At 56.0% G+C, this 13,587-nt stretch carries 9 protein-coding genes and 1 pseudogene; 3 read left to right on the forward strand and 7 right to left on the reverse strand.

Features of this window, described 5'->3' with window-relative positions:
- Positions 1-74 precede the first annotated feature (74 nt).
- Positions 75-485 (forward strand): annotated as a pseudogene (locus DAQ1742_RS08855) (integrase core domain-containing protein); the annotation flags it as partial.
- A 144-nt stretch (positions 486-629) separates the two neighbouring features.
- Here the strand turns inward: DAQ1742_RS08855 and DAQ1742_RS08860 are convergent.
- From DAQ1742_RS08860 to DAQ1742_RS08885, 6 genes are all read right to left on the reverse strand, one after another.
- Positions 630-1,751, reverse strand: coding sequence for an ABC transporter substrate-binding protein (locus tag DAQ1742_RS08860; protein WP_035342496.1), 1,122 nt, complete (start codon positions 1,749-1,751; stop codon positions 630-632).
- Between the two features lie 409 nt (positions 1,752-2,160).
- The gene (locus DAQ1742_RS08865; protein WP_071604082.1) at positions 2,161-2,766 is read right to left on the reverse strand and encodes a hemagglutinin; all 606 of its coding nucleotides are present in this window, start codon (positions 2,764-2,766) and stop codon (positions 2,161-2,163) included.
- Positions 2,767-3,301: 535 nt separating this feature from the next.
- On the reverse strand, positions 3,302-3,976 hold the full coding sequence (locus tag DAQ1742_RS08870; RefSeq protein WP_035342490.1) for an SDR family oxidoreductase: 675 nt from the start codon (positions 3,974-3,976) through the stop codon (positions 3,302-3,304).
- Between the two features lie 218 nt (positions 3,977-4,194).
- Positions 4,195-4,521 (reverse strand): hypothetical protein, encoded by a 327-nt coding sequence (locus DAQ1742_RS08875; protein ID WP_035342485.1) that lies wholly within the window; start codon positions 4,519-4,521, stop codon positions 4,195-4,197.
- A gap of 12 nt (positions 4,522-4,533) precedes the next feature.
- A complete protein-coding gene (locus tag DAQ1742_RS08880) occupies positions 4,534-6,114 on the reverse strand; it encodes a pectate lyase (RefSeq protein WP_180706287.1) in 1,581 nt (526 codons plus the stop codon).
- Positions 6,115-6,267: 153 nt separating this feature from the next.
- On the reverse strand, positions 6,268-7,314 hold the full coding sequence (locus tag DAQ1742_RS08885) for a hypothetical protein (RefSeq protein WP_035342479.1): 1,047 nt from the start codon (positions 7,312-7,314) through the stop codon (positions 6,268-6,270).
- 237 nt (positions 7,315-7,551) lie between these two features.
- On the opposite strand from DAQ1742_RS08885, the gene DAQ1742_RS08890 reads away from it, so the two are divergent.
- Positions 7,552-12,546, forward strand: a complete 4,995-nt coding sequence (locus DAQ1742_RS08890) for an AvrE-family type 3 secretion system effector (protein WP_067487007.1) — start codon at positions 7,552-7,554, stop codon at positions 12,544-12,546.
- A gap of 26 nt (positions 12,547-12,572) precedes the next feature.
- A complete protein-coding gene (locus DAQ1742_RS08895; RefSeq protein ID WP_035342473.1) occupies positions 12,573-12,995 on the forward strand; it encodes a type III secretion system chaperone in 423 nt (140 codons plus the stop codon).
- Between the two features lie 11 nt (positions 12,996-13,006).
- On the opposite strand, the gene DAQ1742_RS08900 is transcribed toward DAQ1742_RS08895, so the two are convergent.
- Positions 13,007-13,558, reverse strand: coding sequence for an isochorismatase family protein (locus DAQ1742_RS08900; protein WP_035342470.1), 552 nt, complete (start codon positions 13,556-13,558; stop codon positions 13,007-13,009).
- Between the last annotated feature and the right edge of the window lie 29 nt (positions 13,559-13,587).

Here is a 13,587-nt window from a genome sequence, read left to right on the forward strand (position 1 = left end):
AATTCAGAACACCTCCAAAACCTGTTAATGTTAAAAATAGTGAGCATGAGGTGATGAATGCTCAAAGCTCGTATTTTAGTCGGAAATGTCTGGCGATCCAGGTCGCTCAGGGGCTATGCGGTGAGGATGTGGTCGCTGTGATGCCGCGTTTGAAACAGTTACCGAAGCGTGTACAGGAACAGTTGCAGACCTACAACGGCAGTGAATTTATTTCTAACACGTTGGATCACTGGGCGTACGAGAATGGCGTGACAATGGACTTCTCCCGGCCTGGCAAACCAACAGATAATGTGCTGATCGAGTCGTTTAATGGCAGTTTTCGGGACGAGTGTCTGAACGTACACGGATTCCTGTCACTGGACGATGCACAGGAAAAAGTCGAGCACTGGCGACAGGAATATAACCAGCAAAGACCCCATTCCTCGTTAAATAACCTGACTCCGGAAGAATTTATCCGAAGCCTGAAAAAAGGCCCGGATCTCTGATTTAGCCTTGTACCGATATTGAGAAAAGATCATTTTACCATCAAAAACATGCCGGATGAGAAGCCCCATCCGGCATCGGTTTTCCCGGTGTTGCAGTCTGTTATGGATAATGCCTATTCAGGCTGTTATTGCAAACAGTGCTTATCAGTTTGCCAGCGGTGCTTCCGGGTGTAAGCCTAACCAGCCGGGGGTCGGGTCGCCTTTGACTTCACCCACATACAAGCTCATTTGCGCCCGGAAACGTTCGACTGCGCCGCGATCGGACATAAAATCGGCGAATGCCTGCGGGTTAGTGTTGCTGTATTCCCAGATGTGTTTGTAGCCTGCCGGAGGGGCGACATCGGTGCGAACAGACCACATGCGTGCAACCTGCGTCTGGGTTTGCGGGTCAAGCAGCCAGCTCAGGTACAGTTTCGCGCCCTCAGGGTGTTTGGCCTGTTTGAGGATGGCCGCACGCTGTGCCCAGGAGACAAAGGGGTCGGTTTTCGGTAATACAAAGCGGGTGACGGCATTGGCGGCTGGCACAAGTGCGCCAGAGCTGGCAACGGTTGCGCTGTATTTGCCGGTGGTAATTTGTGCCCCTGGTACGTTCGTGCCGCGCACATAGACAGGGTCTTGTTCTTGCAGTTTTTCAACATATTCCCAGCCGTATTTATCCACCACCTGTTTGTACCAAAACAGTATGGCATCGTCGTCGTTAGGGTAGGCCAGAATCAGGTTGCCTTTCAGGTCAGGGCGCAGGTAGTCATTGGCTTCCCGCGGCCAGGATTTCTCGTTGAGTAACTGGGTGTTGACCAGATTACTAAAAGCAATGACGTAAGCGCCGGTCCAGGCACCATCGGCATCACGAAAAGCAGGGTAGACGCTGTCCCAGCCGACGGGCTTATAGTTAAGCAAGACGCCTTGTTTTTTCCAGCGTGGGAAATTCTGCACGGTTTGTAACTGCACGACATCCGCCACCAGCGTATTGGTTGCCAGTTGGTTATCAATGCGGGCGTCATGGTATTTGCTGTAATCGACGATGATGTTGAGTTTCATGCCGGGAAAACGGTTCTCAAATGCCTGCTTGAACCCTGTTTGTTGAGACTGGACATCACCACCAGCATATACCGTTACGGTGCCGCCTTCTTTGAGCGCATTTTGGTAGATTTGATCCAGTGAGCGGGTATCCGGCGCGAGAGCGGCCTGGCTTTGCCAGGCACTGAATCCCGCCACGGTGGCCAGCACCAGTAGGGTTTTCTTCAGGTACTTCCCAGTGTATTGCATTGTAGTCTCCTTGACTCATGGGGCATTCGTGCCGAGGTTTCATGGTGTTGCTGTGCCATCGGCCACGCGATAACAGGCACACCCTGCGGTGATGTGCTGACGGACAGCCTAAGCGTATTAAGCCGAAAGCAACAGGAAGAAAAAATGAACGAATTGATTAAAAACATTGAATGATTTTGGTGCGGTGACTCTGGCCTGACTGCATGACAAGAGCGTTAAAAATAAAAGATTCCCGCTGGTTACTCGGTTTTTTAGTATGTATTGACTGTATTTTTTACTTTAGAGCAGTCAATGATCTAAACGTATGATGGTGTGATGAATATCACAGAAAAATGCCGCAAAACTGTTTAGCGAAAAGGAAAGCGCAGCAGGAAAACGCCCTGACGGGCAGGGCGTTCATCATGACATGTCAGGCTGCCGTATTCACCAGGTTACCCTGAGAGGAGAATGACGCCAGTGAAGACGAGAAGCTTTGCAGGAACGTGGACAGAGAGGCATTGCTGCTGTCACCCCCCAGTGCACTGATCATCGAGCTGAAGGCACTCTGTAATGCGTTCAACTGGCTGCTGGAAACCGTACTGCTGCTGGAACTGGAGCCAGAGGAGAGTGCGCTGATTAGCGAGGATAAATCATTCTTCATCGGGTTGTCTGACAACGATGACGAGTTGGATGACGCACCCACGCTATGCAGTGTGTCCATTAGCGTATGCAAAAACGTTGCCACGGCCTCTTTGGCACTCGCAGAGGTTGTGTCAGAGGTGCTGCTGGTTGAGTCAGTGGATGATGAGGTGGAACTGGTGGCGCGGGTCGCCGTGCTGCTGTCAAGCGTGATACCGATGGAGGATAACGCACTGGCCAATGCGGCAAACAGCCCGCCTTCTTCATTATTTCCCTGTTTGCGATAAGGAATTGCGCTCACAGAGGAGGACGTGGAAGAGGAAGTGGCACTGGTGCCCGAAACCTGCATGATGGAGCTATATAAGCCTGAATAGCTGGAGGAAATAGACATCACCATAATACTTCTCCTTATTATATTCGCCAGAAAATAGACTACTGCATGGTGCTTACTGAAATGTGTATGACTTACTGCGTTCTTTACCCAATTGCCTTATGCAAAAGATCCCATGAATAAAAACATGGCTCCATCTATGTATATAGAATAATTGAATTTATTTTACCATTGCGGCTAAAGTTTCCCTTGGTTTTGCCGATGTGAAAATATCTTTAAAAACGCCATGAAGGCGGTTTTTTATTATTTTATTAAAATGGAATGGTTTTTTTTTGATTCTTTTTCGTAAAGAAATCGAAAGCGAAAAATGACAATGTTAGTCAGTCGAAATAAAAAATCCGCAGAGTAAGGGATCTGTAAATTTATTATTCGCCAGCCATAATATTTGCAAAAAAATCTGATCGGTGGTGGGAAATAGCCCGTCAGGTTCTTAACAAGGGGGCGAATCTTCCCCTTTGTCATAACGTGATGTGTCAGCGTTATTCTGAGCGGCTATGCGGTGGTTGGGCCATCGGCGGTGCGGTGTGATGGCGAGCCGGTTTCACCAGGCCAGTGGCGTGCCTGCGTAGTCAACAAAGTGATGGCCGCCCTGGCCTTGATAACGGGCAATTTGTGCCAGCAGGCCGTTAACACTGGTTTCAATGCTCAACGGTGCATCCTGCCCGCCCAGATCGGTCTGTACCCACCCTGGATGAAGTGACAGCAATGTCACGTCGCGGTCTGCCAGTGCAACATGCAGGCTGCGAGTCAGCATATTCAGTGCCGCTTTGCTGGCGGCATAAAATGGTAACTCCGCCTGCGGGTTTTCCGTCAGGCTGCCCAGCCGTGAGGTCATAAAAGCGAGTGTTGCCTGCGGGGCCAGATGCGCTAAGAGCGCCGAGGCCATAGCAATAGGAGCCAGAGTGTTGGTGAGAAACAGTGGCAGCGCGGCTTGCGGTGTGATGGCCGCAGGCTCCTGATGTGCCGGGCCGTAAATGCCAGCGTTTATCAGGATAAGGTCAAACCTGTCGTGTGCCAGTGCCTGGCAGCAGGCTTCACGTTGTGCGCTATCCGTAATGTCAAGTGATAGCCAGTGTACTGGCAGCGCATCGGTGCTGGCCGAGACATGGCGGCGCGTTGCGCTGACATGGCAGCCCTGTTGATGCAATGCGCTGGCGATACCGAGCCCCAATCCGCGTGATGCGCCAATAATTAAGGCGCGCTGTACTGTACTCATTTGGTGAACTCCTGATCAATGCGAGGCGGGATAGGTGTGCAACAGAATAATGGCGGTGAGGGTATAACAGGTGGCGGCATAACGGTACTGTTTGACGTTATCCTGATTTATGTTGCCCTCTGGCAACAGGGTGATAGCGTCGCTGAAGGGAAACCTTACCCGTGCCCCCCTGCGCCTGCTCTCATCGAGTTGCAGGCGCGAGGGGGCCAGGCATTGGTTTAGTACGCGTGGCGTTGTTTTTGCAGGCTAATCAGGTGGTCGGCAATCTGGCGGATAACCCAGAAGGCAGTTTGGCCGACGTCGCTGTTGATCTCCGGGTCAAGGGTGCTGTCCACGCTGTTTAAAAAATCAGCCTCCAGCGAATCGACAAAGGTATCGAAATCGAACTGACCCGTGCGTGGCAGATCTTTCTGGTTTAAAACCAGGCTCAGGCGACGCGTCACCATGTGAATGGCGCGCTCAAACGCCTGACGTTGTGCCGGGGTAATATAGCCACCGTGTTCAACCAGATCCGTCCAGCGGGCAGGGGTGTCTTGTGTCTTCATGGGCGTGTCCTCTTAGCTGACCTGCAAATGGGTGGATTTAGGCACTTTATAGTGATTGTTGACGTTATCCAGATTGGCGTTTTTGACGTTGACGTTTAATCCTTCACTGTCACTTTTCACAAACGAGAATTTACCGTTTTGCGCATCGATATTACTCAGGTTGAGATTCCAGTTACCCTGCTGGCCGCCGTTGGTGCGCACGAAGGTGCCGAAATCTTTCACTTTGAAGTTATCGACTTTGAAATTCGCATCCGCATTTAACTGGAACACCTTATCGGATGCCCCCTGCGCACTGCTGTTGGTGATGGTCACATTCGCCGGTTTGCCGCCGGTATTACTTTTCACCGTCAGGGCGTCTTCGCCAACGTTGGTCCAGTGCACGTTATCAATTTTGGCGTCGCCATGCAGGTGGATACCATCGGCAGCGTTATTACCAAAAATCACATTTTTCACGCTGCCGCCATTAGCGACTTCAAACAGCGGCTTCTGGCCCTCTTTCTGGCTGCCGTCACCTAAGCCTGGCCCAGCAACGTAGGTTTTTCCTTTGCCATCAAACACTTCACCAGGGCCGACTGTGATGGGTTTATTGACCACAATCGCGTTAGCGTTATCCGCCACCGGAAACGCGACGGCTCCGGCTTTGCCCGTGTCCGCACTGCTGCTACCGCCGCCCACGGACGGAGTGGCCGGGCCCGCGGCAGACGGTGCTGCGCCGCCGCTACCGCCACCCACGGACGGAGTGGCCGTGCCTGCGGCAGACGGTGCTGCGCCGCCGCCGCTACCGCCACCCACGGACGGAGTGGCCTGGCCTGCGGCAGACGGTGCTGCGCTGCTGCCGCTACCGCCACCCACGGACGGAATGGCCGGGCCCGCGGCAGACGGTGCTGCGCCGCCGCCGTTACCGCCACCCTCTTGTGGCTGACCAAACTGGTTTTTCTGGTTTTCCATCATCATGGCTATCAGGGACAGCAAAATTTTGAGCAGCGGATTGTCACTGATCTGTCCGCCACCGTCTTGCGTGGGCGAAATACCGTTACCGAGCGTGCTTTCACCGGCATCCTGAAGCAGGGATTTACTTAACTCTTCCGGCCCGGAGCTTGCGCCAGAGCCGGAGGCTCCACCGCTTCCTTGTGTGCCAGAAAGGCCACCGCCAGCGCCATTTTGTAGCCCCTGACCGGATTGACTGCCGTCTTTGGGCATCAGGATATCCATCAGTCGGGTTAACAGGTCGCCAAGTGCATTTTGCCCCGGTGAACCGCCTGCCTGACTATGAGGCAGGCCGCCATTGCTGCCATTACTGTTACTATTGCCCGGCAGGCCACCCACACCGCCATTTCCCTGACCGCCGAGCGCATCACTGCTGCGCCCCAGCGGGTCGTTACCGGGGGGCTGTCCGTTGCCGTTATTTGCCATCCCCGGCAGTAATGCGCTGAGTACCACGGCTAACGCCTGTAACAGTTTATCCTGCCCCTGGGACGGCGCGCCGGCTCCGCCCTTGTTACCGATACCGCTGTTGTTTAACGCGTCTGTGCCGCCCACACCGCCATTAAGCCCGGTGCGGGGAATACTGATGGTGATGCTGATATCCGCCATAATTCGCCTCTTTATTAACCCAGAAATTGAGATGCCGTTCCCGAAAGGGTGGTATGCCGTCATGCCTGACAGACAACGGCTCCACCATCAGGTGAGTGAAAAAAATGCCCGCCGGGTTCCACTCTGGCGCAAAACGGGCGGGCACCGCGTGGATCAGAACGTCGGAATGGCGGCCCCTGCGCCGGATGCTAACGGTGACGGAGCCTGGCCTGACAGGGCATCACCACCAGGGGATGATGTATTGCTGCCAGAGCGCTGGGTGTTATTGTCCGTGTTGACGGCACTTACGCCGCCTGTTTGAGGGGCGGTGCCATTGGCGACAGGTGCGGTGGTGCCTGAGCTGGCAGGAGAATTCCCCGCCGCACTGCCCCCTGGCGCGCTAACCGGTGCGGAGCCTGCACCGCTGCCGCCTGAAGCACCGCCACCGGCCCCGCCTTGTGGCTGGCCAAACTGGTTTTTCTGGCTCTCCATCAGCATTGCCACCAGCGCCAGCAGAATTTTTAACAACGGGTTGTCGCTGATTTGACCGCCGCCGTCCTGTGTTGGGGCGATGCCATTACCCAGTCCATTCGCGCCAGTGTCTTGCAGCAGGGATTTACTTAATGCTTCCAGCCCCTGCGTGCCGCCCGCTGCCCCCGCGCCCTGTGCACCGGAGAGACCATCGCCACCGCCTGCGCCCCCTGTACCCCCTGTACCCTGAGCACCCGATGCGCCGTTTTTGGGGATCAGCATATCCAGCAGTTTGGTCAGGATATCGGTCAGCCCGTTCTGCCCCTGACTGCCGCTGGCACTATTGCCCAACCCACCACCAAGGCCGCTATCCAGCCCGCCGCCTGCGCCACTCGCGCCCCCCAGTCCATTACCGGTATCCGCGCCGAATCCGTTGCCGGCCCCGCCGGCTGCGCCCAGTCCGCTATCCGCGCCGCCGCCAACACCGCCTGCGCCGCCCAGTCCGCTGCCCGCTGCGCCGCCGTTACCCTGTCCACCTGCGCCGTTGAGCAAATTGGGCAACAGTGCGGTTAGCACAACCGCCAGCGCTTCCAGCAACTGGTTTTCTTGTGCCGTCGATTTTTTGCCGCCCGCACCATTACCGCCCAGCCCGTTGCTCAGGCTATCCGTACCGCCTGCGCCCCCCACACCGCCTAAACCGCCGTTCAGGCCCGCGCCGGGAATACTGAGCGTGATATTGATATCCGCCATGGTTTCACCTCGATTTCATTACATTGTGGCTGCCTGCTATCAAATAACCGGCAGATGCACGGCGAATGCCGCTGTTTGCTGAGTAGGCAAAATGGGGCGACGGTTCCTGTGATTGTGCCTGTGCACGCAGGAGGTCTGGCGGGTGGGGCAAAAATCGGCGCAGGCTGGAACCGATGGGATGGGTATGCCACTTAGCCATCATCACCCCCATTCACCTTGAAGACAGGGAGCAGGCCAATGTTGGGCAATATCAATCATATTCAGCGTCAGCCGTCGGTAACGGATCTTCCCGGTGCCGCTGCCAAAGAGAGCCATGCGTTGACTCAGGGCGCGTCCTCATCGGTATCCGGCCAGTCTGGTTTACCGTCACTGCAACAAGACGGGGTACGGGTCGCTACGCCGCCGCTCAGCCAGCAACCGGCGCTCACCAAAAATGAAGGCTCACAGATAGGGCGCTCACCTAATTTGCGGGACATGCAAGGTGCGATAGCCCGGGCGCTATCATCAGGCAGTGCGTCGCCGGGTGAACAGGTGCCCGCCAGAGAGGCTGACCGCAACGTGACAATGTCACTCAGTGCGGCCGGAAAACTGCAACTGGGCGAGGGCGGCAGTGAGCAGGTCAAAACGCTGCTGTTACAAACGCTGGGTAAAAACAGCCTGCCGTTTGTGGCGCATCAGGCCAGTGCGGACAACAGCCAGCACGCGCTGATGGATAAAAGTGGCCGTCTGTTCAGTGTGCAACAATCCGGCGATACGCTGGTGGCGGTGCACAGCAGTACCCCGACGCAGGCAGGGGCCGCGGCGCAGGCGTTATCAGGCAAACATCCTGCCAGCTACACGCTGGAGGCAGGTCATGCAGAACTGCGTGCCTCGGTGAAAGCGCCGCATACGGAGCATTCCCTCTCGCTGCCTGCGCCGGGGCAGACGGTCGAGTCGTTACTGACCGGTGTGCACACCGACCATGCCCACGGCAATGAAAAACTTCGCGTGCAGGATAATGCGCTCTACAGCCTGAGTGCTGATAACGGCTGGCAGAAAAAAACCGATACACCGCACAGCCAGCTTGCCAGACAGGCTGATGGCAAACTGTATGCCGTGAAAGACGATCGCACTCTCAGCGGCCTTTCTCAGGAGAAGGATTCCGCGGCGTTTACCGACAAAATCAAATCGTTTTCAGCCAATGCCGAAGGCAAGGTTGCGGTGCTGACGGAGCAGGAAAACGGCATTGCGCAGCTTCACCTGCTGGCAAAACTCGATGTACCGGCTTCGCAGCATCAGCCGCTGCATTTAAAACTGGGGGGAGAGCAGGCTCTGGCGCGTGGCAGTGAACAGGTGAATGCCAAAGCGGTTGGATTGCAGGGCGACAAGTTATTTATCGCCGATGATGAAGGCAACGTGTTTAGCGGCACATTACCGCAGGATGGCAGCCACGATGTGAAGCTGGAGCCTTATCACAGCCCGGCGTTGCACGCGGCCTTTGGCGAGACACACAAAGTACAGCATTTTGTTGCCGGTGAAGGCGGGCAAATGCAGGCACAGGTGAACGATGCCCGTGGGCAAAAGCATTTGGCGGTGCTGGCGCAGGGGGCCGATGCGGGTGAGGGCGCAGGCTTTAAACCCGGCTGGAACCTCAGCGATGCGCTGGTGCTGGATAATAAAACCGGGCTGTTAAAGCAAGCGCCGCCCGCGCATCAGGCGATGGACATGGGTCGCCTGGGCACAATGGCGCTGCATGACGGCAAAATTCACTACCTTGACCACACCACCCAGAGCTGGACGAAGACCGATGTCGGGGCCAGCCAGCTGAAGCGTGGGCTGGATAATCAAGCCTACGTACTTGACGACGGCCAGGTGAAGAAACTGTCTGTCAACCAAAAAGCAGACAGCGTTAACCACGGTGACAACAACGTTTTTGCGCTGACTCAGGGGCGCAATTCCCATTCGGCAGGCGACCCGTTGCCGGGGCCGCAAAAGGGCTCGGGCACGACGGCACTGGCGGTAATCAATGCCAATCGGTTTGTGACCGCGAATGATAAAAATGTGCTGCACCTGCATGTAAGTGAACCGGGTATGCGCAGCCCGGCGCTGCCGCCTCAGCCGCTGCCCACCGCTGGCTTGCAGGGGGAGATTCAGGATGTGGCGCTGGATAAAGACCACAACCTGTTTGCCCTCAACAAAGAAGGCCAGCTATTCAGGCTCGACAGTCAGGCCTTGCTGGGCAATGCCGACGCGCGCCAGCATCAGCAATGGCAGCCAGTCAGCCCACCAGGAGCGGGCAAGCTTGAGCACCTGACCACTACCCTCAATCATGAGGTTGCGGTGTCTGGCGGCGACCATCAGCTTCATCACCTTGCCGGTGGCGAGTGGCAAGCCAGCACGCCGGTGGCGGCGAACCCTGCGGGCAGTGAACCCCGCGCCGCCGCTGCCATGTATGACCGGCTGGCGCAGGCCACCAAAGCAGTACATATTCCGCTCACGCATCATACCGGTAAGCTTGAGGCGCAGGTGCTTGGCAATGCCGGTATGGAAGGGCGCAAGCTCAACAGCGGTTTTCTTGACAAGCTGAGTGCATATGGCAAAGAAACCCTCAAAGAGATGGTCAGAAAACCGATTGATGCTGCCCAACACCATGTTAAAGGGCGTGAGGGGTTGTCCGCGGTGTATGACGCTCAGGCCGGTATGTTCAAACGGCTGGAAAACGCAGTGACATCACACACTGGCAGCACCAGGCGTGAAGATTTGCAAAGTCGGCTGGCAAAGCTGGATTTGGGCGAGGCCGGTAAGCCGCTGCTGGATGAAATCACCGCCTTCCAGCAGAGACTGGAACAAAGCGCCGCAAAGTCAGCGTCAATGCTGGGTAAACATCAGGGCGTACTTAAAAGCAGCGGTGAGGTGGATGAGACATTCTCGCCCTCGACATTGAAAGCGGTGGTACAGGCGTTTAACGATAAGCGATCCGGCAAAGATTTGAGCGTGGCGCTCTCGACAGTCATGAATGCCGCACCGTTATCCAAAGACAGCAAAGCGGCGGCGCTGCTCAACACGTTTGTGCATAAGAATGTGAACATGAGTTATCAGAGCGACAAGGTAGCAGACGGGGCGCACCGCGATTTGGGGGATGCTATGGCATTAACCAAATCACGGCTGGCGCTGGATGTGATGACCGCCAGTGACCTGCACGGCATGGTGGATAACCTTGAGCGCTTATCGGGTAAACAGCCGACGACGGCAGACCTGCAAGCCGCTCAGGCGGCGCTTGGCGAGCTGCGTGACCAAAAATACGGCGGTAACGAGGTGAAAAAAGTCACCGATATGGGCTTTACCCGGTTTGGCCAACTGGAAGCCGATTACGATGCGGTGAAAACCTTTACCCAGGCATTTGGTAATGACAACAGCGCCGTCAGCCTCACCTCGCGTACCTCGCTGGAAGCCGGTAACAAGGCTGAGCTGGCCGGTAAACTGAAAGACACCCTCTTATCGCTGGATAACGGCGAAAGCCTGGCAGTGAACCGTAACTATAACGCGGGTATCAGCACTGCGTATGTGCCATCCAAAGCCAAGGTGATGTTGAATACCACGCCGTTTCAGATTGTCCCCAGCGGTGGCGTAACCGGCGATCGCAGCTACAGCCTGAGTTTTAGCCGGGGCGATAACGGTATTGATGTGAATTTTGGCCGTAATGGCGGGCTGAACGTCAAGGCCGGGGTCGCCACCGGCCAGTCACCGAATGACGCTAAAAAAGGGTTTGATTTTGATGATAAAAAACACACGCTGGCGCTGGATTTACGCTTTGGCGGCAGTATTACCGCCGGCGTGGGTACGGTGCAGCAAAACGGGCTGAAATTCACCCTCAGTGAAAAGGAACTGCCCGGTTTTATCGACAACCTGATCGAGGGCAAAATCAATCCGCTCGATTTGGTGCAGAAGGGTAACGATCACCGGGTTAAAGAAGGTTTCTCGATAAAATTCGATGTGGATGCCGCGCTGACGGCGGATGCCCGCGCCGAAGTGAATCTGGCCGACAAACCCGGAGCGGCGCAAAAAGGCAAGGTGCCGACCTCTGCCGCCCGCCTGTCGCTCGGCATGAATGCCGGAGCAAACCTGATGTCTGCCAGCCACGAGCACAGCACGGTGCGCGGTCAGTTCACCGAACAGAATACCACCACCAATAACCGGGTGCGGTTTTTAAATCAGGTGAATGTCGGCGCGAACGCGACGGCCTTTGCCGGGATAACCAAGCCTGACCCCAACGGCAGCTGGACGGCTCCGCTATCGGTTGGGGCCTCAGCCACGATGACGGTCGATACCAAAACCAACCACAGCATCAGTATGCAATTCAAACCGGCTCAGGCACTCCAGCCCGCTGATATGGACAGCCTTATCTCATCGCTGGAGAAGAATTTCACCGACCCGCAAACCCAGCAGGTGCTAAAAGGCGTGAAAGCGTTGAGCGTTGGCGAGCGACAAACCCCGCAGGAAAACATCACCGAAAAACTGTTGATTCTTGGCAAGCATTTTGAGGCGAAAACGCCAGCAGGCGATGCGCAGTATGGTGCGATTCAGGGGCTACAGGCCAAAATACGCCAGCAGGAGGCGGCACAAAAACAGAGCGTCACGCTCGACAGCGCCAGCTACAGCACCTCGTATGCCAACTTGTCGAAACTTGACAGTAACGGTGTCTTTCATGCGCTACGCAAGCTGGTGAGCGACAATTTACCGCCGACAAACGCCGAACGAATTCACGGCTTTATGGCAGAGAACCCGGCGCTGAAAGCCGTGGTGCAACAGATGCAGTCACTGACCAATGCCACCGCAGGCGTCAGCCTGGAGCTCAAAGATGACGTGAAAGCGATGATTGAAGATAGGCTCAGGCAAGATCGTCAGCCGACAAAATTCGCAGCGAAAAATCAGGTTGAACGCCCGCCGATAAGTCAGGACGAGATAGTCGCACTCTTTCGTGACAGCAATAACCTGCGCATTAAATCGATAGATTTCACCCAAACGGTGAAAAACAAAGAGGGGCTGACCTTCCCGCTGCCGATTGTCAGTGCCGGAAGTAACGCGGATGTCAGCATGACCAAGATGCTGGGCAAAATCAATTTCAGCTACGGCCAGAATCAAGACAGCCCGGCAAGCTTTAGCCTGGAAGGGGCGATAGCCAAAGCGACGCCGGAGGTTTCGCAGGCGATTAACCAATTACATCAGCAGGGCATGGCGATAGCGAAATCGTAACCCACTTAATCAAGGAGAACACCGTGATGACACCCGCACAACACCATGCAGCGCGTCTGCTGCAACACTTCAGCCAGTTTACCAAAACCCGGCTGACGCTTGATAACGGCGTCTGCGTCCTCAAGGGCGCAGACGGGCAGGAAGCCGCCGTGATAGAAGTGCCCGCCCAGAGTGACAATCTCCTGCTGCACTGCCAGATGGCGAGCCTGAAAGGCGACACGCGCAACAGCACTTATCGTCTGATGCTGTTGCTGAACTTTGAAATGGCAGCCATGCGCGGTTGCTGGCTGGCACTTGATGAGTATGACAATCTGCGCCTGTGTACCCAGTATCCGCTCGATAAACTCGATGAGCCGGGTTTCACCGCGTTGTTAAACGGCTATCTGCACCAGGTGGAACAGACGCGTACTTTTGTGGTGCACACGCTGGCCCAGATGAACGCGGCCTGAGCCTGCGCGCGTTATGCCGTTTCGTGTGCGGCCAGCCATGCCTCGGTGGTGGTGACGCGCGCGAAATCGGCACCCAACAGCCCGAGCGTGACCTCGTGAAGGGTTTGGGCTGTGAGCGGTGGCGAAGCAAGGTCAAAGCTGATGACGGCGTCGCACACGATAGTCATGTCAAAACCGGCATCGGCCCCGGCGCGCACCGTCGAATTGACACAAAATCCGGCCACCGCGCCGATGACCTGTATCGCATTCAACCGCTGGGTACGCAGGTAAGACAGCACATCGGGCTGGCTGAACGCTGACGAGGTGTGCTTGATAAATACCGGCTCGCCCGCCTGTGGCTCAAAGCCGTCAACCGGTAGGGCGGCGACGGAGCCGGCCTGTAACGCACTTCCCGCCGCTGGCGTGTGATGGTGGATATGGATAACCGGCCCGCCGCTGGCCCGGTAGTGCGCCAGCAGTTGCCGCATATGGGCAATACTATCGGTAGGGTAGTAACCGATACCTTGCGCGATGCGCTGGCTGACAAACTGCTGCATATCGATGACCAATAATACCTGTGACATGGTTATTCCTTTGTACCGGTGGGGTGACC

This window comes from Dickeya aquatica (assembly GCF_900095885.1).
Taxonomy (GTDB): Bacteria; Pseudomonadota; Gammaproteobacteria; order Enterobacterales; family Enterobacteriaceae; genus Dickeya; species Dickeya aquatica.

Excerpts from the sequence above, each read along its gene's own strand:
- DAQ1742_RS08875 (WP_035342485.1), bottom strand. The coding sequence starts at position 4,521 with ATGAAGACACAAGACACCCCTGCCCGCTGGACGGATCTGGTTGAACAC.
- DAQ1742_RS08895 (WP_035342473.1), top strand. The coding sequence starts at position 12,573 with ATGACACCCGCACAACACCATGCAGCGCGTCTGCTGCAACACTTCAGC.
- DAQ1742_RS08870 (WP_035342490.1), bottom strand. The coding sequence starts at position 3,976 with ATGAGTACAGTACAGCGCGCCTTAATTATTGGCGCATCACGCGGATTG.
- DAQ1742_RS08865 (WP_071604082.1), bottom strand. The coding sequence starts at position 2,766 with ATGGTGATGTCTATTTCCTCCAGCTATTCAGGCTTATATAGCTCCATC.
- DAQ1742_RS08880 (WP_180706287.1), bottom strand. The coding sequence starts at position 6,114 with ATGGCGGATATCAGCATCACCATCAGTATTCCCCGCACCGGGCTTAAT.
- DAQ1742_RS08900 (WP_035342470.1), bottom strand. The coding sequence starts at position 13,558 with ATGTCACAGGTATTATTGGTCATCGATATGCAGCAGTTTGTCAGCCAG.
- DAQ1742_RS08885 (WP_035342479.1), bottom strand. The coding sequence starts at position 7,314 with ATGGCGGATATCAATATCACGCTCAGTATTCCCGGCGCGGGCCTGAAC.
- DAQ1742_RS08860 (WP_035342496.1), bottom strand. The coding sequence starts at position 1,751 with ATGCAATACACTGGGAAGTACCTGAAGAAAACCCTACTGGTGCTGGCC.
- DAQ1742_RS08890 (WP_067487007.1), top strand. The coding sequence starts at position 7,552 with ATGTTGGGCAATATCAATCATATTCAGCGTCAGCCGTCGGTAACGGAT.